The organism is Streptomyces sp. NPDC052682 (assembly GCF_040678435.1).
GTDB lineage: Bacteria > Actinomycetota > Actinomycetes > Streptomycetales > Streptomycetaceae > Streptomyces.
In genome coordinates this window covers 21,429-41,944 of sequence record NZ_JBFATS010000025.1, presented here as the reverse complement: position 1 = coordinate 41,944, position 20,516 = coordinate 21,429, and the positions used below count along the sequence as shown (strand labels likewise).

The 20,516-nt window shown below is 70.0% G+C and carries 21 protein-coding genes; 3 read left to right on the top strand and 18 right to left on the bottom strand.

All coding sequences use genetic code 11. The features are described 5' to 3' along the window. Positions 1-125 precede the first annotated feature (125 nt). The 3 genes from AB0K80_RS30340 to AB0K80_RS30330 all read left to right on the top strand — a co-directional run bounded on the left by AB0K80_RS30340 (position 126) and on the right by AB0K80_RS30330 (position 3,892). Positions 126-1,310, top strand: coding sequence for a histidine kinase (locus tag AB0K80_RS30340; protein WP_365675160.1), 1,185 nt, complete (start codon positions 126-128; stop codon positions 1,308-1,310). Further along, the gene (locus AB0K80_RS30335) at positions 1,307-1,948 is read left to right on the top strand and encodes a response regulator transcription factor (protein WP_365675158.1); all 642 of its coding nucleotides are present in this window, start codon (positions 1,307-1,309) and stop codon (positions 1,946-1,948) included. Before AB0K80_RS30340 ends, AB0K80_RS30335 begins: the two co-directional genes overlap by 4 nt. A 120-nt stretch (positions 1,949-2,068) precedes the next feature. Next, a complete protein-coding gene (locus AB0K80_RS30330) occupies positions 2,069-3,892 on the top strand; it encodes a glycoside hydrolase family 18 chitinase (protein ID WP_365675156.1) in 1,824 nt (607 codons plus the stop codon). A gap of 17 nt (positions 3,893-3,909) precedes the next feature. On the opposite strand, the gene AB0K80_RS30325 is transcribed toward AB0K80_RS30330, so the two are convergent. The 18 genes from AB0K80_RS30325 to AB0K80_RS30240 all read right to left on the bottom strand — a co-directional run bounded on the left by AB0K80_RS30325 (position 3,910) and on the right by AB0K80_RS30240 (position 20,446). Continuing rightward, entirely contained in the window at positions 3,910-4,356 is a 447-nt protein-coding gene (locus AB0K80_RS30325; RefSeq protein ID WP_365675154.1) for a DUF2550 domain-containing protein, read from the bottom strand. Positions 4,357-4,485: 129 nt separating this feature from the next. Continuing rightward, positions 4,486-4,863, bottom strand: a complete 378-nt coding sequence (locus tag AB0K80_RS30320) for a F0F1 ATP synthase subunit epsilon (protein WP_365675153.1) — start codon at positions 4,861-4,863, stop codon at positions 4,486-4,488. 121 nt (positions 4,864-4,984) lie between these two features. Further along, positions 4,985-6,421 carry a F0F1 ATP synthase subunit beta gene (atpD, locus tag AB0K80_RS30315; protein WP_365675151.1) on the bottom strand — a complete coding sequence of 479 codons (1,437 nt, stop codon included), beginning with the start codon at positions 6,419-6,421 and terminating at the stop codon, positions 4,985-4,987. Next, a complete protein-coding gene (locus tag AB0K80_RS30310) occupies positions 6,422-7,339 on the bottom strand; it encodes a F0F1 ATP synthase subunit gamma (RefSeq protein ID WP_365675149.1) in 918 nt (305 codons plus the stop codon). A gap of 20 nt (positions 7,340-7,359) precedes the next feature. Further along, positions 7,360-8,949 carry a F0F1 ATP synthase subunit alpha gene (gene atpA, locus AB0K80_RS30305; protein WP_365675147.1) on the bottom strand — a complete coding sequence of 530 codons (1,590 nt, stop codon included), beginning with the start codon at positions 8,947-8,949 and terminating at the stop codon, positions 7,360-7,362. A 165-nt stretch (positions 8,950-9,114) separates the two neighbouring features. After that, complete coding sequence (locus AB0K80_RS30300) at positions 9,115-9,930, bottom strand: F0F1 ATP synthase subunit delta (RefSeq protein WP_365675145.1); 816 nt, start codon at positions 9,928-9,930, stop codon at positions 9,115-9,117. Beyond that, positions 9,927-10,484, bottom strand: a complete 558-nt coding sequence (locus AB0K80_RS30295; RefSeq protein ID WP_365675266.1) for a F0F1 ATP synthase subunit B — start codon at positions 10,482-10,484, stop codon at positions 9,927-9,929. Before AB0K80_RS30295 ends, AB0K80_RS30300 begins: the two co-directional genes overlap by 4 nt. A 48-nt stretch (positions 10,485-10,532) precedes the next feature. Continuing rightward, on the bottom strand, positions 10,533-10,772 hold the full coding sequence (atpE, locus tag AB0K80_RS30290) for an ATP synthase F0 subunit C (protein WP_018571456.1): 240 nt from the start codon (positions 10,770-10,772) through the stop codon (positions 10,533-10,535). A 75-nt stretch (positions 10,773-10,847) separates the two neighbouring features. Then, entirely contained in the window at positions 10,848-11,666 is an 819-nt protein-coding gene (gene atpB, locus AB0K80_RS30285) for a F0F1 ATP synthase subunit A (RefSeq protein ID WP_365675143.1), read from the bottom strand. A 225-nt stretch (positions 11,667-11,891) separates the two neighbouring features. Beyond that, complete coding sequence (locus AB0K80_RS30280; RefSeq protein WP_365675141.1) at positions 11,892-12,329, bottom strand: hypothetical protein; 438 nt, start codon at positions 12,327-12,329, stop codon at positions 11,892-11,894. A gap of 312 nt (positions 12,330-12,641) precedes the next feature. Then, on the bottom strand, positions 12,642-13,988 hold the full coding sequence (locus AB0K80_RS30275) for an MraY family glycosyltransferase (protein WP_365675140.1): 1,347 nt from the start codon (positions 13,986-13,988) through the stop codon (positions 12,642-12,644). 130 nt (positions 13,989-14,118) lie between these two features. Beyond that, on the bottom strand, positions 14,119-15,357 hold the full coding sequence (locus tag AB0K80_RS30270) for a serine hydroxymethyltransferase (protein WP_365675138.1): 1,239 nt from the start codon (positions 15,355-15,357) through the stop codon (positions 14,119-14,121). Positions 15,358-15,428: 71 nt separating this feature from the next. Next, on the bottom strand, positions 15,429-16,109 hold the full coding sequence (locus tag AB0K80_RS30265; protein ID WP_365675136.1) for a protein-tyrosine-phosphatase: 681 nt from the start codon (positions 16,107-16,109) through the stop codon (positions 15,429-15,431). Beyond that, complete coding sequence (locus tag AB0K80_RS30260) at positions 16,106-16,753, bottom strand: L-threonylcarbamoyladenylate synthase (RefSeq protein ID WP_365675134.1); 648 nt, start codon at positions 16,751-16,753, stop codon at positions 16,106-16,108. Before AB0K80_RS30260 ends, AB0K80_RS30265 begins: the two co-directional genes overlap by 4 nt. Before the next feature lie 53 nt (positions 16,754-16,806). After that, complete coding sequence (prmC, locus tag AB0K80_RS30255; protein WP_365675132.1) at positions 16,807-17,646, bottom strand: peptide chain release factor N(5)-glutamine methyltransferase; 840 nt, start codon at positions 17,644-17,646, stop codon at positions 16,807-16,809. Positions 17,647-17,735: 89 nt separating this feature from the next. After that, a complete protein-coding gene (prfA, locus tag AB0K80_RS30250; protein ID WP_365675130.1) occupies positions 17,736-18,803 on the bottom strand; it encodes a peptide chain release factor 1 in 1,068 nt (355 codons plus the stop codon). A gap of 110 nt (positions 18,804-18,913) precedes the next feature. Then, positions 18,914-19,138, bottom strand: a complete 225-nt coding sequence (gene rpmE, locus AB0K80_RS30245) for a 50S ribosomal protein L31 (RefSeq protein ID WP_014675000.1) — start codon at positions 19,136-19,138, stop codon at positions 18,914-18,916. A gap of 171 nt (positions 19,139-19,309) precedes the next feature. Next, entirely contained in the window at positions 19,310-20,446 is a 1,137-nt protein-coding gene (locus AB0K80_RS30240; RefSeq protein WP_365675128.1) for an LCP family protein, read from the bottom strand. Between the last annotated feature and the right edge of the window lie 70 nt (positions 20,447-20,516).

Sequence of the window (20,516 nt, the reverse complement as noted above, 5' to 3'; positions counted from 1 at the left end):
GGCTCGCGCCGTGATCGGCTCGTTTCGTCGTCGCCGGCGACGAACCGCCGGTACATCGAAGGATGCAGTCCGGGACCCTTCCCGGGGATCAGGCGCAGGCCCACCGGGCCGTGTTGGATGGGCGCATGGCCGTACCACTCCCCCGCCCGCACCGCGACGACGTGTTCATCGCCGTGGGCGGGATGCTCGGGGGGCTGCTGCTGTGGGCACTGGGCATCTCCCCGCGCGTGCCCTCCGGCGACCTGGTGCTGTGGCCCCAGCGCTGGGCCGCCCTGGTCCCGCTCGCCGTGACCGCCGCCTGCGAGCCGCTGCGCCGGGTCCGACCCCGCACGGGACTGCTGATCGGCACGGTCGCGCTGTTCGCCGACACCGTGACCACCGGCAGCATCGTCACGATCGTGCTGTACACGGACCTGGTGTACGCGGCCGTGCTGTACGGCAGCCCCGCCTCCGCCCGCCGTATCCCCTGGATCACCGGGCTGCTCACGGTCCTCGCCGGAGTGGTGCCCGCCGCGCTCTGGCGTGAACCACAGGGTCTGCTGATCGGCGTGGCCGTGGGCGTGGTCGCCCTCGCCCCCGCCTCCACCGGCTGGGTCGTACGCAACCACCGGGACGCGGCCGAGGCCGCACGGCTGCGGGCCGAGCAGACCGCCCTGCTCGCCGAGATGGACCGTGTCCAGGCCGTGACGGCGGAACGGGCGCAAGTGGCCCGGGAACTGCACGACATGGTCGCCAATCACCTGTCGGCGATCGCCATCCACTCCACGGCCGCCCTGGCCATCGGCGACCCCGCGACCTCGAAGGAGGCTCTGGGAGTCATCCGGGAGAACAGCGTCGCCGGGCTGGCCGAGATGCGCCGCCTCATCGGCATCCTGCGCGACGGCGGCGCGGCACGGGAGCCGGCGGCCTCGCCCACCCTCGACGGACTCGGCGCGCTCGTCGAGGGGGCTCGTGCCAACGGCCTCGACGTCACCCTCCACACCGAGCACGGCAAGGTCCCCGCGCCGGTCGAGCTCGCCGCGTACCGCATCGTCCAGGAGTCCCTCACCAACGCGCTGAAGCACGCCCACGAGGGCCGGGTCACGGTGGCGGTCGGACAGCGTGACCACGTCCTCGACGTCCACGTGACCAGCCCCTACGGCGACCACGAAAGCCCGCGTGTCCCAGGGGCCGGCGCCGGTCTCATCGGCATGCGGGAGCGCGCCGCCCTGCTCGGCGGCACCTTCGAAGCCGGACCCGAGGCCGGGCCGGACGGCACGATCTGGGCGGTGCGCGCCACCTTGCCCATCACGGAAGGAGACCCCGCATGATCCGCGTCCTGGTCGCCGAGGACCAGTCCGCCGTCCGCGCCGGGCTGGTGCTCATCCTGCGCAGCGCGCCCGACATCGAGGTGGTCGGCGAGGCGGCGGACGGCGAGCAGGCGGTGGCGCTGGCCCGCGAGCTGCGGCCCGACCTGGTGCTGATGGACGTTCAGATGCCCCGCCTGGACGGGGTGTCCGCGACCCGGCAGGTCGTCGCGGAGAACCTCGCGGACGTGCTGGTGCTGACCACCTTCGACCTCGACGAGTACGTCTTCGGGGCGCTGCGCGCGGGCGCGGCCGGGTTCCTGCTGAAGAACACCGAGGCGCAGTCGCTGCTGGAGGCCGTGCGGACGGTCGCCCGGGGCGAGGGCCTGATCGCGCCCGCGGTCACCCGGAGACTGATCGCGCAGTTCGCCGCCAGGCCGGTACGGCAGCCCACGGCCGACCCGTCGCTGCTGGAGCAGCTCACCCGGCGGGAGCGGGAGGTGCTGTCCTGCCTGGGCGAGGGGCTGAGCAACGCGGTGATCGCCGAGCGGCTCGACATGGCGGAGGCGACCGTGAAGACGCACGTCAGCCGCCTGCTGGGGAAGCTGGGGCTGCGCAGCAGGGTACAAGCGGCCGTGCTGGCGCAGGAGTTGGGGGTCTGAAGCCCGCCCGACACGACTGGTCCAGACCTATTGACCGGTGGTCCAGACCTTCCTATCCTCGCCGCACTGCGGGCATGAGGCTCAGTCATGCCCCCGACATCCCCGACGAGGAGGCGCAGCATGCGCTTCAGACACAGAGCCGCGGCAGGGCTGGCCACCCTGCTGCTCCCCTTCGCCGGTCTGGTCGGGCTCGCGAGCCCCGCCCAGGCCGCGACCTCCGCGACCGCCACCTACGCCAAGACCCAGGACTGGGGCTCGGGCTTCGAGGGCAAGTGGACGGTGAAGAACACCGGCACCACCACCCTCAGCTCCTGGACCGTCGAGTGGGACTTCCCCGCCGGCACCTCGGTCACCTCCGCCTGGGACGCCGACGTCACCAACTCCGGCACCCACTGGACTGCCAGGAACAAGTCCTGGAACGGCACCCTCGCCCCCGGCGCCTCCGTCACCTTCGGCTTCAACGGCACCGGCTCGGGCTCCCCGTCCCACTGCACGCTCAACGGCGGCAGCTGCGACGGCACCTCGGTCCCCGGCGACGCCCCGCCCTCCGCGCCCGGCACCCCGGCCGCCTCGGACATCACCGACACCTCGGTGAAGCTCAGCTGGCCGGCCGCCACCGACGACAAGGGCGTGAAGAACTACGACGTGCTGCGCGACGGCGCCCGGGTCGCCACCGTGACGACGACCTCGTACACGGACACCGGCCTGAGCAAGGGCACCGACTACTCCTACTCCGTCCAGGCGCGGGACACCGCCGACCAGACCGGCCCGGTCAGCGGCGCGGTCCGGGTCCGCACCACCGGCGGCACCGAGGAGCCCCCGCCGCCCGGTGGCAAGGTCAAGCTCGGCTACTTCACCGAGTGGGGCGTCTACGGCCGCAACTACCACGTCAAGAACCTGGTGACCTCAGGCTCGGCGGCGAAGATCACCCACATCAACTACGCGTTCGGTAACGTCAAGAACGGTCAGTGCACCGTCGACGACACCTATGCCGCCTACGACAAGGCGTACACCGCCGACCAGTCCGTCAGCGGCACCGCCGACACCTGGGACCAGCCGCTGCGCGGCAACTTCAACCAGCTCCGCCAGCTCAAGGCCAAGTACCCGCACCTGAAGGTGCTGTACTCGTTCGGCGGCTGGACCTACTCCGGCGGCTTCGCCCAGGCCGCGGCCAACCCGGCCGCGTTCGCCAAGTCCTGCAAGGCCGTGCTGGAGGACCCGCGCTGGGCCGACGTCTTCGACGGCATCGACATCGACTGGGAGTACCCGAACGCCTGCGGCCTGACCTGCGACACCTCCGGTCCCGCCGCCTTCCGCACCCTCACCCAGGCACTGCGCGCGGAGTTCGGCCCGAGCTACCTGATCACCGCCGCCATCACCGCGGACGCCTCCAGCGGCGGCAAGATCGACGCGGCCGACTACGGCGGCGCCGCACAGTACCTCGACTGGTACAACGTGATGACGTACGACTACTTCGGCGCCTGGGACAAGACGGGCCCGACCGCCCCGCACTCCCCGCTCACCTCCTACCCCGGCATCCCGAAGGAGGGCTTCACCTCCGCGGCCGCCATCGCCAAGCTCAAGGCCAAGGGCGTCCCGGCGGGCAAGCTGCTGCTGGGCATCGGCTTCTACGGCCGCGGCTGGACCGGAGTGACCCAGGCCGCCCCCGGCGGTACCGCGACCGGCCCGGCGCCCGGCACCTACGAGGCGGGCATCGAGGACTACAAGGTCCTCAAGGGCTCCTGTCCGGCCACCGGCACCGTGGGCGGCACGGCGTACGCGCACTGCGGCGGCAACTGGTGGTCGTACGACACTCCCGCCACCATCGGCACCAAGATGTCCTGGGCCAGGAGCCAGGGGCTCGGCGGCGCCTTCTTCTGGGAGTTCAGCGGCGACACGAGCAACGGCGAGTTGGTGAGCGCCATCGACAGCGGGCTGAAGTAAGCCCTGCGTGCAGGACGTCAGGCGACGTTGACGCGCTGACCGGGCGGGGCTGCCTCCAGCCACGCGAGGAAACCGGTCAGCGCGTCCTCGCTCATCGCCAGTTCCAGACGCGTGCCCCGGTGCAGACAGGCCAGGACCACATGGTCGGACAGCAGCGCCAGCTCCTCCTCGCCCTCGGGGACGCGGCGGCCGGCCACCTCGATCGCGGACCGCTCCAGGACCCGCCGGGGGCGGGGAGCGTAGGAGAAGACGCGGAACCACTCGACGCGGTCGCCGTTGTACCGGGCCACCCCGTACGCCCAGCCCTTGCCGCTGGGGTCACCGTCCTGCGGGGCGTCCCAGCGCAGGGAGCAGTCGAAGGTGCCGCCCGAGCGCTGGATCAGCCGGCGGCGCAGACCGAAGACGAACAGTCCCACCACCACGAGGGCCACCACAATTCCGCACACAGTCAGAGCGAGGACCATCGGCACCGACCTCCTCGTCTCCTAGGTAACGGAACGTAAAAAACACCCATATCCACTGCAGCCGCGGCCGGCTCCGGATCGCTCCGGTGCCGACCGCGGCTGAGTGACGTCATCCTACGGCGTACAGGGTCACCGCCCCGCGGTCGCCGCCCGCAGGCGGACGTCCGCACGGCGCTCGGCCGTGGCGTCGCCCTCCGCCTTCGCGCGCTCGAGCTCGCGCTCCGCACGCTGGACGTCGATCTCGTCCGACAGCTCGGCGACCTCGGCCAGCAGCGACAGCTTGTTGTCCGCGAACGAGATGAAACCGCCGTGCACCGCGGCGACGACCGTCCCACCCTCACTCGTACGGATGGTCACCGGGCCCGACTCCAGCACACCGAGCAGCGGCTGGTGACCGGGCATGACGCCGATGTCGCCGGACGTGGTGCGCGCGACGACCAGAGTGGCCTGGCCCGACCAGACCTCACGGTCGGCGGCGACCAGCGCGACGTGCAGCTCAGCAGCCAAGAGTGGCTCCTCGGGTCACCACCCGGCTCTTCCTGCCGGGTGTTAGGTACAAGTCTAGTAGGCGTGCGAGAGGGGGCGGGACGCGCCCGCCCCCTCACACACATCACACGAGCGACCGGCGTCAGGAGACGCCCAGCTCCTTCGCGTTCTTCTTCAGGTCCTCGAGACCACCGCACATGAAGAACGCCTGCTCGGGGAAGTGGTCGTACTCGCCGTCGCAGATCGCGTTGAACGCGGCGATCGACTCGTCCAGCGGCACGTCCGAGCCGTCCACGCCGGTGAACTGCTTGGCGACGTGGGTGTTCTGGGACAGGAAGCGCTCCACGCGACGGGCACGGTGGACGACGAGCTTGTCCTCCTCGCCGAGCTCGTCGATACCGAGGATCGCGATGATGTCCTGGAGGTCCTTGTACTTCTGCAGGATGTTCTTCACGCGCATGGCCGCGTTGTAGTGGTCCTGCGAGATGTAGCGCGGGTCCAGGATCCGGGACGTGGAGTCCAGCGGGTCCACGGCCGGGTAGATGCCCTTCTCGGAGATCGGACGGGAGAGCACCGTCGTCGCGTCGAGGTGGGCGAAGGTGGTGGCCGGGGCCGGGTCGGTCAGGTCGTCGGCGGGGACGTAGATCGCCTGCATCGAGGTGATCGAGTGACCGCGGGTCGAGGTGATGCGCTCCTGCAGGATGCCCATCTCGTCGGCCAGGTTCGGCTGGTAGCCCACCGCGGAGGGCATACGGCCGAGCAGGGTCGACACCTCGGAACCGGCCTGGGTGAAGCGGAAGATGTTGTCGATGAAGAACAGCACGTCCTGCTTCTGGACGTCGCGGAAGTACTCCGCCATCGTCAGACCGGCCAGGGCCACGCGCAGACGGGTGCCCGGGGGCTCGTCCATCTGGCCGAAGACCAGCGCGGTCTTGTCGATGACGCCCGACTCGCTCATCTCGTCGATGAGGTCGTTGCCCTCACGGGTGCGCTCACCGACACCGGCGAACACCGACACACCGTCGTGGTTGTTGGCGACACGGTAGATCATCTCCTGGATGAGCACCGTCTTGCCGACGCCGGCGCCGCCGAACAGACCGATCTTGCCGCCCTTGACGTACGGGGTCAGCAGGTCGATGACCTTGATGCCGGTCTCGAACATCTCGGTCTTGGACTCGAGCTGGTCGAAGTTCGGGGCCTTGCGGTGGATCGGCCAGCGCTCGCCGTCGTACTGCTCGTCGACGTTGAGCACCTCACCGATGGTGTTGAACACCTTGCCCTTGGTGAAGTCGCCGACCGGCACGGAGATCGGGGCGCCGGTGTTGATCACCGTGGCCTGGCGGACCAGACCGTCGGTGGGCTGCATGGAGATGGTGCGGACCAGGCCGTCACCCAGGTGCTGGGCGACCTCCAGGGTCAGCGTCTTCTTCTCGCCCGCCTTCGCCGGGTCGGCGACCTCGACGTGGAGGGCCTGGTACATGTCCGGGATCGCGTCGACGGGGAACTCCACGTCGACGACCGGGCCGATGACCCGGGCGACGCGGCCCGTAGCCGTCGCGGTCTCAACAGTGGTGGTCATTTATCGGTCACTCCCCGCGGTCGCGTCGGCCAGGGCACTGGCGCCACCGACGATCTCGCTGATTTCCTGGGTGATTTCGGCCTGGCGGGCCTGGTTGGCAAGCCGGGTGAGCGTCTCGATGAGCTCGCCGGCGTTGTCGGTGGCCGACTTCATCGCGCGCCGCGTGGCGGCGTGCTTCGAAGCGGCCGACTGGAGCAGCGCGTTGTAGATGCGGCTCTCCACGTAGCGCGGCAGCAGGGCGTCCAGGACGTCCTCCGCCGAGGGCTCGAAGTCGTACAGCGGAAGCAGCTCGCCCTGGGGCTTGGCCTCCTCCGCGACCTCTTCGAGGCTCAGCGGCAGCAGCCGGGACTCGACCGCCGTCTGCGTCATCATCGACACGAACTCGGTGTAGACGATGTGGAGCTCGTCCACGCCGCCGTCCGCCGTCTCCGTCTCGATCGCTGTGATCAGCGGCTCCGCGACCTTCTTGGCGTCCGCGTACGAGGGGTCGTCGGTGAAGCCCGTGAAGGACTCCGCGATCGTCCGCTCGCGGAACTTGTAGTGGGCCACACCGCGCCGGCCGACGATGTACGTCTCGACCTGCTTGCCCTCCCGCTCGAGCCGCTCGGTGAGCTGCTCGGCCGCCTTGATCGCGTTGGCGTTGAAGGCGCCGGCCAGACCGCGGTCGCTCGTCAGGAGCAGGACCGCGGCACGGGTCGGGTTCTCCGCCTCCGTGGTCAGCGGGTGCTTGGTGTTCGAGCCGGTGGCGACCGCGGTGACCGCGCGGGTCAGTTCCTTCGCGTACGGCGTGGAGGCCGCCACCTTGCGCTGCGCCTTGACGACGCGCGAGGCGGCGATCATCTCCATCGCCTTCGTGATCTTCTTGGTCGCGGTGACGGATCGGATGCGACGCTTGTAGACCCGGAGCTGGGCTCCCATGAGTCAGGTCCTTCCTTACGTCACTTGGCGGCGGCCGGGGCGTCCTCGCCGAGCAGCTTGCCGTCGGAGGTCTCGAACTGCTTCTTGAACTCCGCGACGGCGTCGGCGATCGCCTGGATCGTGTCGTCGGACATCTTGCCGCCCTCGCGGATGGAGGTCATCAGACCCTGCTCCTTGCGGTGCAGGTAGTCCAGGAGCTCCTTCTCGAAGCGGCGGATGTCGGCGACCGGCACGTCGTCCATCCGGCCGGTGGTGCCGGCCCAGATCGAGACGACCTGGTCCTCGGTGGCCATCGGCTCGTACTGGTTCTGCTTCAGCAGCTCGACCATGCGCTGACCGCGCTCCAGCTGCGCCTTCGACGCGGCGTCCAGGTCGGAACCGAAGGCGGCGAAGGCCTCCAGCTCACGGAACTGGGCGAGGTCGACGCGCAGTCGGCCGGAGACCTGGCGCATCGCCTTGTGCTGCGCGGAACCACCGACTCGGGAGACGGAGATACCGACGTTCAGCGCGGGGCGCTGACCGGCGTTGAACAGGTCCGACTCCAGGAAGCACTGGCCGTCGGTGATGGAGATGACGTTGGTCGGGATGAACGCCGAGACGTCGTTGGCCTTGGTCTCGACGATCGGCAGACCGGTCATCGAGCCGGCACCCATGTCGTCGGAGAGCTTGGCGCAGCGCTCCAGCAGACGGGAGTGCAGGTAGAAGACGTCACCCGGGTAGGCCTCACGGCCCGGCGGGCGGCGCAGCAGCAGGGACACGGCGCGGTAGGCGTCGGCCTGCTTGGACAGGTCGTCGAAGATGATCAGGACGTGCTTGCCCTGGTACATCCAGTGCTGGCCGATGGCCGAGCCGGTGTACGGCGCCAGGTACTTGAAGCCGGCCGGGTCGGACGCCGGGGCGGCGACGATGGTCGTGTACTCCAGGGCGCCGTTCTCCTCCAGCGCGCGGCGCACGCCGGCGATGGTGGAGCCCTTCTGGCCGATGGCGACGTAGATGCAGCGGACCTGCTTCTTCGGGTCGCCCGAGCGCCAGTTGTCGCGCTGGTTGATGATCGTGTCGACGGCCAGGGCGGTCTTGCCGGTCTGGCGGTCGCCGATGATCAGCTGACGCTGACCACGGCCGATCGGGGTCATGGCGTCGACGGCCTTGTAGCCCGTCTCCATCGGCTCGTGCACCGACTTGCGCTGCATGACCGTGGGGGCCTGCAGCTCGAGGGCGCGGCGGCCCTCGGTCTCGATCTCGCCGAGGCCGTCGATCGGCTGGCCGAGGGGGTCGACCACACGGCCGAGGTAGCCCTCGCCGACCGCCACGGAGAGGACCTCACCGGTGCGCTGCACCGGCTGACCCTCCTCGACGCCGCTGAACTCGCCGAGGACGATGGCACCGATCTCGCGCTCCTCGAGGTTGAGGGCGAGGCCGAGGGTGCCGTCCTCGAACTTCAGCAGTTCGTTGGCCATGGTCGAGGGCAGGCCCTCGACCTTCGCAATGCCGTCACCGGCGAAGGTGACGGTGCCGACCTCCTCGCGCGAGGCCGCGTCCGGCTTGTACGACTGGACGAAGTTCTCCAGCGCGTCCCGGATCTCCTCCGGCCGGATCGTGAGCTCCGCCATCTGGGTTCCCTGCTCTCCTTGTTGGGCCCGAAGTTTCTTGGGGGGTCTGGGGGTCGCCCCCGAAGAGACTCTGCATCCTCTGCACGGCCCAACCAGGGCCGTAAGTACGTACTGCGTGTTCAGTTGGCGCGGCTGCCGCTGTTGCCGGGCGGCCGCCGCCGGCCGCTAGCTCGCCAGGCGGCGGCTGGCATCCTCCAGCCGGTCCGCGATGGAGCCGTTGATGACCTCGTCGCCGACCTGCACCCGGATGCCGCCGAGGACCTCGGGGTCCACGTCCAGGTTGAGGTGCATCCGGCGGCCGTAGAGCTTGGCGAGGGCGGCGCCCAGGCGCTGCTTCTGCAGGTCGCTCAGCGGCACCGCCGAGGTGACCACGGCCACCATGCGGTCCCGGCGCTCGGCGGCGAGCTTGGACAGGGACTCCAGTCCCGACTCCAGGCTACGTCCCCGCGGCGCGGTCACAAGACGCGTCACCAGACGCGCGGTGGCCGGCTTGGCCCGGCCGCCGAGCAGGCTGCGCAGCAGCTCGCTCTTGGCCGACGCGGTGGCCTTGCGGTCGGTCAGCGCGGCACGCAGCTCGGTGCTGGAGGAGACGATCCGGCTGAACCGGAACAGCTCGTCCTCGACGTCGTCGAGCGTGCCCGACTGCTGGGCGGCGGTGAGGTCGGCGAGGTCGGCCAGCTGCTCCAGGGCGTCCACCAGGTCGCGGGACTGCGACCAGCGGGAGCGCACCATGCCGGACACCAGGTCGGCGGCGGGCCCGCTGACCTGGGCGCCCAGCAGGCGCTGGACCAGCTCGGCCTTGGCCTGACCGGCCTGCGCCGGGTCGGTGAGGACCCGACGCAGCGACACCTCGCGGTCGAGCAGCGCGGTGACGGCGGCCAGCTCGTCGGCGAGCTGCGCCGCGTCCACGGACGTGGCGTCCGTCAGCGCGTCGAGACGCTCACGTGCGGCTGCCAGGGCCTCGCGGCTCGCCCCGTTCATCGGCCTGCCTCGGCCTTCGTCGCCTTGTCATCGAGTTCGTCCAGGAACCGGTCGATGACACGGCTCTGCCGGGCGTGGTCCTCAAGGGACTCCCCGACGAGCTTGCCGGCCAGTTCGGTGGCGAGCTTGCCGACGTCCTGGCGCAGCGCGGACGCGGCGGCCTTGCGGTCGGCCTCGATCTGGGCGTGGCCGGCGGCGACGATCTCCTCGCGCTGACGCTGGCCCTCGGCCCGCATCTCGGCGATGAGCGCGGCACCCTGCTCCTGCGCCTCCTGGCGCAGCCTGGCGGCCTCGTGCCGGGCCTCGGCGAGCTGAGCCTTGTACTGCTCAAGAACGCTCTGGGCCTCGGTCTTCATGGCCTCGGCCTCTTCAATACCGCCTTCGATCGCCGAGCGGCGCTCCTCCAGAACCTTGTTGATGTTCGGCAGGAGCTTCTTGCTGAGGAAGAAGAAGACGATGGCGAAGGTGATGAGGCCGATGACCAGCTCGGGCATCGGCGGGATGAGGGGGTTCTGCTCCTCCTCCGCCGCCAGCTGCACCAGCTGCTGTGTCAGCTGCATGTCATCAGTGCCTTTCCCTTAAGGGGTGTCGTCGGCCGCGGTTTACTTGTAGGTGTAAACGAAGGGCATGACGATACCGATGAGGGCGAGCGCCTCGCAGAAGGCGAAGCCCAGGATCTGGTTGGCGCGGATCAGACCGGCGGCCTCGGGCTGGCGGGCGAGCGCCTGGGTGCCGTTGCCGAAGATGATGCCGATGCCGATGCCGGGGCCGATGGCGGCGAGGCCGTAGCCGACGGAGGCGATGGAGCCGGTGACGGCGGCAAGGGTCTCAGTGGCAGCCATGCTGATTCTTCCTTCTCTTTCAAGGACCGGTGGGGGTTGGCCACCGGACGTCTGATGACGGGCGGATCGGATCGCTCAGTGGTGCTCGGCGAGAGCGCCCTGAACGTAGGAGCAGGCCAGCAGGACGAAGACGTATGCCTGGACGGCCTGGACGAAGAGCTCGAAGAGGATCATGACGATCGCCATGACGAACGAGACGGCTCCGGCCGGGGCGAGCCAGCCGTTCAGCAGGTACCAGCTGGCGACGGTGAACATGACCAGCAGCAGGTGACCGGCGAACATGTTGGCGAACAGTCGCACCGCGTGCGTGAACGGCCGGACGAGCACGTTCGAGAAGAACTCGATGGTCACGACGAGCGGCAGCACCGGGCCGAGCGACTTGTCGTAGCCGGTCAGGTTCTTGAAGCCGCCGACGAAGCCGTGCTTGCGGAAGGTCAGGATCAGCCAGGTCAGGTAGACGATCGCGGCCAGGGCGGCCGGGAAGGCGATGATCGACGTCACCGGGAACTGGGCGACCGGGATGATCGACCAGAGGTTCATGATCCAGATGAAGAAGAACAGCGAGACCATGAGCGGGACGTACTTCTCGCCCTCCCGCTTGCCGAGCGTCTCGTAGACGATCCCGCGGCGCACGAAGTCGTAGCCGGCCTCGCCGATCATCTGCAGCTTGCCGGGGACGACCTTGGCCTTGCTGAACGCGGCCCAGAAGAAGCCGACCACGAGCAAGGAGGTCACCAGGGCGAGCAGCATCGGCTTGTTGAACTCGATGCCGCCGACCTCGAACATCGGCTTGAACATGAAGGAGTGGAGGCCCGGGGACGGGAAGCCGCAGCCGTTGTCGGCGAAGACACGGCAACTCCAGTCGAAGGCGAGCGTGGTCTGGTCAGCACTCACCGCGGGCTCCTTCAGCGTGGCGCATGGGTACGGCAACCTCGTTGTGTCGGCGCGGCGAGCAGCCGCGGGTCGGCACCGGACTGGTGTTACGGATGTGGGGGCGGCTGGGGGGCATCGAGCCTCGCGATTGAGCAGGCGTCAGCTCAGATGCCCGCGCCCGCGATGCCGCAGTTGGCACCGGACGATAGCAGGAGATCTCCCATGCCTTTATCCCGGGCCTACTCCTCACGACGACGACCCGGTCTTCTCGGGCTTCTCGCTCTTGTCCGCGTCCGGCTCCACGTAAAGGATCTTGGCCTTCATGTGCGCACGGGCCTGTGCGGCCATCCATACGAGGGTCGCGGCGATGAGCGTGAACGCGAACGCCCTCGGGTTGAAGAGGGAGGTGCCCTTGAAGAGGGCCAGGAAGATCATGAGCAGCAGGAGCTGAGCGACGTAGAGCATGAGGCCCATGGCCTGGAACAGCTGCGGGAGCGTTTTTGCCGTCCACTGCAGCACATACAGGCCGATGCCCATGAAGAGGATGGCGAGCACCGCGCCGACCGCCGCTCCGATCGCGCCCTTGCCGCCCGCGACCACGCCGCTGATGACAGCGGCGATCACGCCGACGGCGGCCGTGGGCACGGCGGCCTGGGCCAGGGTCCGGGCGTCATTGGACGGCATGGCGGCAACTCCGCTTTCACAGGGGGCAGGGTGTCGTCATGGACGAGCGTAGTCCCCGGGCTGAGAGTGGATACCTCACACCAATGGACCGTCGCACTACGGTCCTTCGGTTCTATCCGGGGTTCTCGTGAACCGTATCACAAACTATTTGATGCAGTCTTTACCTGGATGGTGTGCTGGCTGTCACACATGAGGGTGAACCTGCGCGTCTGAGCGAAATCACGGCCGAGATGTCTGGTATTAGGGCGCTTCGCACCCCCATCAGTCTCTTACGACTTGGCAATGCTCTAGTCAGATTCTTACCTTGAGGCCTCAGCGCGACGTCCCCGCCTTGCGACGGTCGGGGAACCGCGAACGGTGTCCCACCGCGGTCGCGCCGTTGACGCCGGACACCCCTGAGACACCCGAGACACCGGAAACCACAGCAGTACGCGTCTGTTCCACGGCGGTGGCCGGCGTCGAGGCCTCCGGGGCCACCGCCGGGACCGCCCGGCGGCGCCGGTAGCGCGGCGGCACGAAGCGCTCGGCCCAGCGCGGCGCGCGCGGCGTGAAGCGCGGCAGCAGAAGCAGCACCAGGCCGATCGCGCTGAGGAACACCACACCGAGGACGATCCACATGGACGCGGAGTTGACGGAGTAGGCGAGCGCGCCGAAGGCGATCAGCGCGGACCAGAAGTACATGATCAGCACCGCGCGGCTGTGGGAGTGGCCGATCTCCAGCAGGCGGTGGTGCAGGTGGCCCCGGTCGGCGGCGAACGGGGACTGGCCGCGCCAGGTGCGCCGCACGATGGCCAGGATCAGGTCGGCCATGGGCACCGCGATGATGGTGAGCGGCATCAGCAGCGGGATGAAGACGGGAAGCATCGCGTGGGTCGTCTCCCGGCTGCCGCCCAGGTTCACGTTGAGCGCCTCGACGTCCAGCTGGCCGGTGACGGACACCGCACTCGCCGCCAGGACCAGACCGATCAGCATCGAGCCCGAGTCCCCCATGAAGATCCGGGCGGGGTGCATGTTGTGCGGCAGGAATCCGAGGCACATGCCGATCAGTACCGCGGAGAACAGGGTGGCGGGAGCCGCCGCCTCGGCTCCGTAGCCGTACCAGATCCGGTAGCTGTACAGGAAGAACGCCGTGGCCGCGAGGCAGACCATGCCCGCCGCGAGGCCGTCCAGCCCGTCCACGAAGTTGACCGCGTTGATGGTGATGACGACCAGCGCCACGGTGAGCAGATTGCCTTGCCACGGCGTCACCGACACCGTCCCGATCCCGGGGATCGGCAGCCACAGGATGGTCAGGCCCTGGAGGATCATGACGCCGGCGGCGATCATCTGGCCGCCCAGCTTCAGCAGGGCGTCGATCTCGAACTTGTCGTCCAGGACGCCGATCAGCCAGATGAGCGCCGCTCCGGACAGCAGCGCGCGAGGCTCGTTGGACTTCTCGAAGACCTCGTTGAGGTTGGCCAGGTGGTCGGCGACCAGCAGGCCCGCGCACAGGCCGAAGAACATCGCGATACCGCCGAGCCGCGGTGTGGGTTCCCGGTGCACGTCACGCGCCCGGATCTGCGGCATCGCCCCGGCCACGATCGCGAACTTCCGTACCGGCCCCGTCAGCAGATACGTCACCGCGGCCGTGACGCAGAGCGTCAGCAGGTATTCACGCACGGGCTTCCCCACAGGTCTCGCTGGCCATCCTCAACCCCACACCCTAGCGACGCGTGCATATGGGTGGGGACTTCCGGGTAGCGACGATGGTTGCACGCGCGGCTGTGCACCCGGGTGCGTCTACCCCGCCTCACCCCGGATAGGGCGGAAATCCGCCGGCCAGCTCCCGCACTTCTTCACGCACCCGGGCGGGCTCCACCTCGTCCCGCAGCACCCCCGCGAGCAGCGCGGCGATCTTCGCCATCTCCCCCTCCCCCATCCCCTGGGTGGTCACGGCCGCCGTGCCCAGGCGCAGTCCCCGGCCGTCGCCGTGCGGCAGCGCGCAGCAGTCCAGCACCATCCCGGCCGCCGCCAGCCGGCCCCTCGCGGTGCGGCCGTCGACACCGAGCGGGGCCGGGTCCGCGGTGATCAGGTGAGTGTCGGTGCCGCCCGTGATGACGGCCAGGCCCTCGGCGGCCAGCGCGGCCGCGAGCACCCTCGCGTTGGCGACGACCTGATGGGCGTACGCGGCGAACGCCGGTGTGGCCGCCTCGCCGAACGCGACGGCCTTGGCGGCGACGGTGTGCATCTGGGCCCCGCTCTGCGTGAACGGGAACACGGCCCGGTCCACCCGCTCCGCCAGCTCCGCGACGCACAGGATCATGCCGCCGCGCGGGCCGCGCAGCACCTTGTGGGTGGTGGCGCACACGATGTCGGCGTACGGCACCGGGCTCGGGGCCGCTCCCCCGGCCACCAGCCCGATCGGGTGCGCGGCGTCGGCGATGAGGTACGCGCCGACCTCGTCGGCGACCTCCCGGAAGAACGCGTAGTCGATGTGGCGCGGGTAGGCGATCGAGCCGCACACGATCGCCTTGGGGCGGCGGGTACGGGCCAGCGTGCGCACCTGCTCGTGGTCGATGAGCCCGCTCTCGGCGTCCACGCCGTACCCGACGAAGTCGAACCAGCGGCCGGAGAAGTTGGCGGGCGAGCCGTGCGTGAGGTGGCCGCCGTACGGCAGGCCCAGGGCCAGGACGGTGTCTCCGGGGCGCAGCAGGGCGGCGTACGCGGCCAGCACGGCCGACGAGCCCGAGTGGGACTGGACGTTGGCGTGGTCGGCGCCGAACAGCCGCCTCGCCCGGTCGACGGCGAGCCGCTCGGCGACGTCGGCGATCTCGCAGCCCCCGTGGTGCCGGGCGCCCGGGTAGCCCTCGGCGTACTTGTTGGCGAGCGGCGAGCCGAGCGCGGCCAGCACGGCCGGCGAGCAGAAGTTCTCGGCGGCGACGAGCTGCAGGGTGGTCGACTGCCGCTCCCGCTCCGCGAGCAGGACGCCGGCGAGTTCGGGGTCCTGGCGCCGCAGGACCTCGGCCGCAAGGGCGGGGCTGACCGTCATGGTGGACTCCGGGCCTCGTCGACGCTGAGGTACGTCCAATGTAGGCCCGGGGCGTCCGCCGCGCGCGGTCGTCAGGCCCGTGCGGGGACGCCCGTGAGGGCCGTGACGACCGGGTCCAGCGCCTGGTGTATCTCGTCCCCGATGGACCGGAAGAACGTCAGCGGCGCCCCGTACGGGTCGTACACCTCGTCCGCCTCGGCCGTGGGGGCCAGGAGCCACCCGCGTAGAGCCGCGGCGGCCCGCACCAGCGCACGCGCGCGGACGACCACGCCCTCCTCCAGCGGGGGCAGCGTCGCCGGGTCGATGGCCTTCACCAGCCGGGTGAACTCCTTCAGCGTGAAGGTCCGCAGTCCCGCCGAGTGCCCCATGGAGATCACCTGGGCGCGGTGGTCCCGGGTGGCGGTCAGCACCAGGTCGGCGCGGATCACGTGCTCGTCCAGCAGCTCGCGCCCCACGAAGCCGGAGGGGTCCGCGCCGAACTCGGTGAGCACGGTCTCCGCGTGGGCCTCCATGGGCGCACCCTCGTGCCCCCAGGTGCCGGCGCTCTCCACGATGAGCCCGCCGCCCAGCACGCCGAGCCGCTCCTGCACGAAATGGCGGGTCAGCCGCTCGGTGATCGGCGAGCGGCACACATTGCCGGTACTGACGTGGAGGATGCGGAAGCTGTCGCGCGGCAGCCCCACGAACGTCGTCGTGATCTCCGCCGCGCTTTCCCCGTTGCCTATGCCACGCCCCGCGTCAGGGGCTGTCAATTGGCCACCTCGAGGTCGGGTACGACCTTGCGCAGCTCGTCCGGCGAGAGCGCGCCCTCGCGCAGCAGCACGGGCACCGGGCCGGTGACGTCGATGATCGAGGACGGCACGTTGCCGGGGGTCGGGCCGCCGTCGAGGTAGACGGAGACGGAGTCGCCGAGCATCTCCTGGGCGGCGTCGCAGTCCTCCGGCGCCGGGTGGCCGGTGAGGTTGGCGGAGGACACGGCCATCGGGCCGACCTCGGTGAGCAGTTCGATGGCGACGGGATGCAGCGGCATGCGCACGGCGACCGTGCCCCGGGTGTCGCCCAGGTCCCACTGCAGGGACGGCTGGTGCTTGGCGACGATGGTCAGCGCGCCCGGCCAGAACGCGTCGACGAGCTCCCAGGCCTGCTCGGAGAAGTCGGTGACGAGCCCGTGCAGGGTGTTCGGGGAGCCGATGAGGACGGGGGTGGGCATGGTGCGGCCCCGGCCCTTGGCCTCGAGCAGGTCGGCGACGGCCTCCGCCGAGAACGCGTCGGCGCCGATGCCGTACACGGTGTCCGTCGGCAGCACCACGAGCTCGCTCCGGCGGACGGCGGACGCGGCCTCGCGCAGACCGGTCGCGCGGTCGGTCGCGTCGTTGGTGTCGTATCGCCGAGCCATCGGGCGGGCCTCCTCGTACACGTGCTGCTGGGGTGGTGAAGTCTGCGGCGGGCTCACGGCAGTGCCTTGCGGGCCGTGGCGAAGCGGGGGCGGTTGTTGAGGTCGGGGTGGTCGGCGGCATCCGTCCAGCCGCGGTCCTCGGCGAAGATCCACGGCACCTGGCCGCCCTGGGTGTCGGCGTGTTCGACGACGACCACGCCGCCGGGGCGCAGCAGCCGGTGCGCGGTGCGTTCCAGGCCGCGGATCAGGTCCAGGCCGTCCTCGCCGGAGAACAGCGCCATCTGCGGGTCGTAGTCCCGCGCCTCGGGGGCGACGTACTCCCACTCGGTGAGCGGGATGTACGGCGGATTGGAGATGACCAGGTCCACCTGGCCGTCGAGGTCCGGGAAGGCCGTCAGGGCGTCGCCCTGGCGCAGCTCGACCCTGGACCCCTCCATGTTCTTGCGGGTCCACACCAGGGCGTCCTCGGACAGCTCCACGGCGTAGACGCGGGAGCGCGGCACCTCCTGGGCCATGGCGAGGGCGATGGCGCCGGAGCCGGTGCACAGGTCGACGATGCACGGCTCGACGACGTCCATGGCCCGTACGGCGTCTATGGCCCAGCCGACCACCGACTCGGTCTCGGGCCGGGGCACGAACACCCCGGGGCCCACCTGGAGTTCGAGGTAGCGGAAGTAGGCGCGCCCGGTGATGTGCTGGAGCGGTTCGCGGGCCTCGCGGCGGGCGACGGCCTCCCAGTAGCGGGCGTCGAAGTCGGCGTCCTTGACGGTGTGCAGCTGGCCCCGCTTGACGCCGTGCACGAACGCGGCGAGCTCCTCGGCGTCGGTGCGCGGTGAGGGCACGCCGGCGTCGGCCAGCCGCTGGGTGGCCTGCGCCACCTCCGCGAGCAGCACGCTGCGGGGGCTCGGGGGGCGCCCCCCGGTTTCTTGCTGCACGCTCGTCCTCCGGTGCTCGGTGCTGCGTCCTACCCGTACTCCGTGCGCTACGCGGCCGCCAGCTTCGCCGCCGAGTCCGCGTCGACACACGCCTGGATCACCGCGTCGAGGTCGCCGTCCAGGACCTGGTCCAGGTTGTACGCCTTGAAGCCCACGCGGTGGTCCGAGATGCGGTTCTCCGGGAAGTTGTAGGTGCGGATCTTCTCGGAGCGGTCGACGGTACGGACCTGGCTGCGACGGGCGTCGGCGGCGTTGCGCTCCGCCTCCTCCTGCGCCATGGCCAGCAGCCTGGAGCGCAGGATACGCAGGGCCTGCTCCTTGTTCTGCAGCTGGCTCTTCTCGTTCTGGCAGGAGGCCACGACCCCGGTCGGCAGGTGCGTGATGCGCACGGCGGAGTCGGTGGTGTTGACCGACTGGCCGCCCGGGCCCGAGGAGCGGTAGACGTCGATGCGCAGGTCGTTGGGGTTGATCTCCACGTCGACCTCCTCGGCCTCCGGGGTCACCAGGACACCGGCGGCGGAGGTGTGGATGCGGCCCTGGGACTCGGTGGCCGGCACACGCTGCACGCGGTGCACCCCGCCCTCGTACTTCAGCCGCGCCCACACGCCCTGCCCGGGCTCGATCTGCCCGCGGGACTTGATGGCGACCTGGACGTCCTTGTAGCCGCCCAGTTCGGACTCGGTGGCGTCGATGATCTCGGTCTTCCAGCCGACCCGCTCGGCGTACCGCAGGTACATGCGCAGCAGGTCACCGGCGAACAGCGCCGACTCGTCGCCGCCCGCGCCGGCCTTGATCTCGAGGATGACGTCCTTGTCGTCGCTGGGGTCGCGCGGGACCAGCAGCAGGCGCAGCTTCTCGGTGAGCTCCTCGCGCTGCTTCTCCAGCTCCTTGACCTCGGCGGCGAACTCGGGGTCGTCGGCGCCCAGCTCGCGGGCGGTGTCGATGTCGTCGCCGGTCTGCTTCCAGGAGCGGTACGCGGCGACGATCGGGGTGAGCTCGGCGTAGCGCTTGTTCAGCTTGCGCGCGCCTGCCTGGTCGGAGTGGACCGACGGGTCGGCGAGCTTCTTCTCCAGGTCGGCGTGCTCGGCGACGAGTTCCTCGACGGCCTCGAACATCTTGGGCTCCTGATGGACTGCGGGAAGGGAAGGGCGGGCGACCAAAAACGCCGGTCCCGGCGCGCGCCTCGTACGGGGCGCGCGGCCGTGGACCGGCGGTTTGGGGCTCGCTACTTCTTGGAGCCGGCGGCAGCCTTGCCGAAGCGGGCCTCGAAGCGGGCCACACGGCCACCGGTGTCGAGGATCTTCTGCTTGCCCGTGTAGAACGGGTGGCACTCGGAGCAGACCTCGGCCCGGATGGTGCCGGACTCGATGGTGCTGCGGGTGGTGAACGACGCGCCGCAGGTGCAGCTGACCTGCGTCTCGACGTACGCGGGGTGGATGTCGCGCTTCAAGGTGTCTCCTAGGTTTCGGGAGGGCGCCGGGTCGCTGCCGCGGGGTGCGTGAGCGTGAACCGGAGCCGACGTACCAGTCTGCCAGGACTGGTGCCTTCTCCCCAAACCGGGGGTTGCCGCGGTTTGTTCCCCGCGGGTGGTGCGGCTGTCCCGCGCCCGTGCGACGGTGCCTCAGGACGTCACCACGCCCTTGGCCTCACCGGTCGCGGTGCCCTGGGTCGCCGACTTCGGGATGGGCCGGTCGTTCTTCAGGGCGTCCCAGACCATCCGCGCCTTGGCCTTCTGGACGATGACCCGGTTGGGGTCGGCCGGGTCGTACCGGACCGGCATCGTGACCATGTGCATGTTGTTCGCGCTGATGCTCTTCAGGCCGGCCGCGAAGGACATCAGGGCGTTGACCGAGCCGAGGCCGGAGTCGGTCGTGACGGTCTTGGTGGCGGTGTCGGCCAGGTCGTAGAGCTTCTTGGGGCTGGTGAGCAGGCCGACGTCCTTGACCTGGTCGACCAGGGCCTTGAGGAAGGCCTGCTGGAGCTGGATGCGGCCGAGGTCGGAGCCGTCGCCGACGCCGTGACGGGTGCGGACGAGGCCCAGGGCCTGCCTGCCGTTCAGGCGGTGGGTGCCGGCCTTGAGGTCGAGGTGGCTGTCGGGGTCCTCGATGTTCTTGGTGGTGGTGACCTCGACGCCGCCGAGCTCGTCGATGAGCTTCTGGAAGCCGCTGAAGTCGACCTCCAGGTAGTGGTCCATACGCAGGCCGGTCATCGACTCGACGGTCTTCACGGCGCAGGCGGCGCCGCCGGTGGAGTAGGCGGAGTTGAACATCGCCCCGTGGGCGGCGGGGTGGTCCTCGCCCTTGGGGTCGGTGCACTCGGGGCGGTCGATGATGGTGTCGCGCGGGATGGAGACGACGTCGGCCTTCTTGTGGCCCCGGTAGAGGTGCACGATCATCGCGGTGTCGGAGCGGGCGCTGCCGTCGTCCGCGCCGCCGCCGAGCTTGCCGTTGCGGCCGGAGCGGGTGTCGGAGCCGAGGACCAGGATGTTCTCGGAGCCGTTGTCGGCCTTCTCGGGCCGGTCGGCGCCGAGGGCCTGGTCGATGTCGACGCTCTTGAGGTTGCCGTTGAGCTTGACGTACAGGTACCCGGCGCCGCTGCCGCCCAGCACGACGATGCCCGCGGCGGTCCAGGCCGCGATGACCAGGCCCTTGCGGCGGCCGCTGCGGGGCTTGCGGCGGCGTCCTCCGGCGCGGCGGCTCCTGCTGCTGATGACGGACTCCCCCGGTATGCCGGGTTCCGGTGTGCTCTCGGCAGACATGTGCTCCTCAGCTCATCTCCGGTCGGTTACCCCCTGGGTTCAGTGCCAGACCTGGACTGTTCGGACTCGT

Coding starts and splice junctions, on each gene's coding strand:
- AB0K80_RS30330 (WP_365675156.1), top strand. CDS start 2,069: ATGCGCTTCAGACACAGAGCCGCGGCAGGGCTGGCCACCCTGCTGCTC.
- AB0K80_RS30335 (WP_365675158.1), top strand. CDS start 1,307: ATGATCCGCGTCCTGGTCGCCGAGGACCAGTCCGCCGTCCGCGCCGGG.
- AB0K80_RS30325 (WP_365675154.1), bottom strand. CDS start 4,356: ATGGTCCTCGCTCTGACTGTGTGCGGAATTGTGGTGGCCCTCGTGGTG.
- prfA (WP_365675130.1), bottom strand. CDS start 18,803: ATGTTCGAGGCCGTCGAGGAACTCGTCGCCGAGCACGCCGACCTGGAG.
- AB0K80_RS30300 (WP_365675145.1), bottom strand. CDS start 9,930: ATGAACGGGGCGAGCCGCGAGGCCCTGGCAGCCGCACGTGAGCGTCTC.
- AB0K80_RS30340 (WP_365675160.1), top strand. CDS start 126: ATGGCCGTACCACTCCCCCGCCCGCACCGCGACGACGTGTTCATCGCC.
- atpD (WP_365675151.1), bottom strand. CDS start 6,421: ATGACCACCACTGTTGAGACCGCGACGGCTACGGGCCGCGTCGCCCGG.
- AB0K80_RS30260 (WP_365675134.1), bottom strand. CDS start 16,753: ATGGCTCGGCGATACGACACCAACGACGCGACCGACCGCGCGACCGGT.
- AB0K80_RS30280 (WP_365675141.1), bottom strand. CDS start 12,329: ATGCCGTCCAATGACGCCCGGACCCTGGCCCAGGCCGCCGTGCCCACG.
- AB0K80_RS30310 (WP_365675149.1), bottom strand. CDS start 7,339: ATGGGAGCCCAGCTCCGGGTCTACAAGCGTCGCATCCGATCCGTCACC.
- AB0K80_RS30240 (WP_365675128.1), bottom strand. CDS start 20,446: ATGTCTGCCGAGAGCACACCGGAACCCGGCATACCGGGGGAGTCCGTC.
- AB0K80_RS30270 (WP_365675138.1), bottom strand. CDS start 15,357: ATGACGGTCAGCCCCGCCCTTGCGGCCGAGGTCCTGCGGCGCCAGGAC.
- atpE (WP_018571456.1), bottom strand. CDS start 10,772: ATGGCTGCCACTGAGACCCTTGCCGCCGTCACCGGCTCCATCGCCTCC.
- atpA (WP_365675147.1), bottom strand. CDS start 8,949: ATGGCGGAGCTCACGATCCGGCCGGAGGAGATCCGGGACGCGCTGGAG.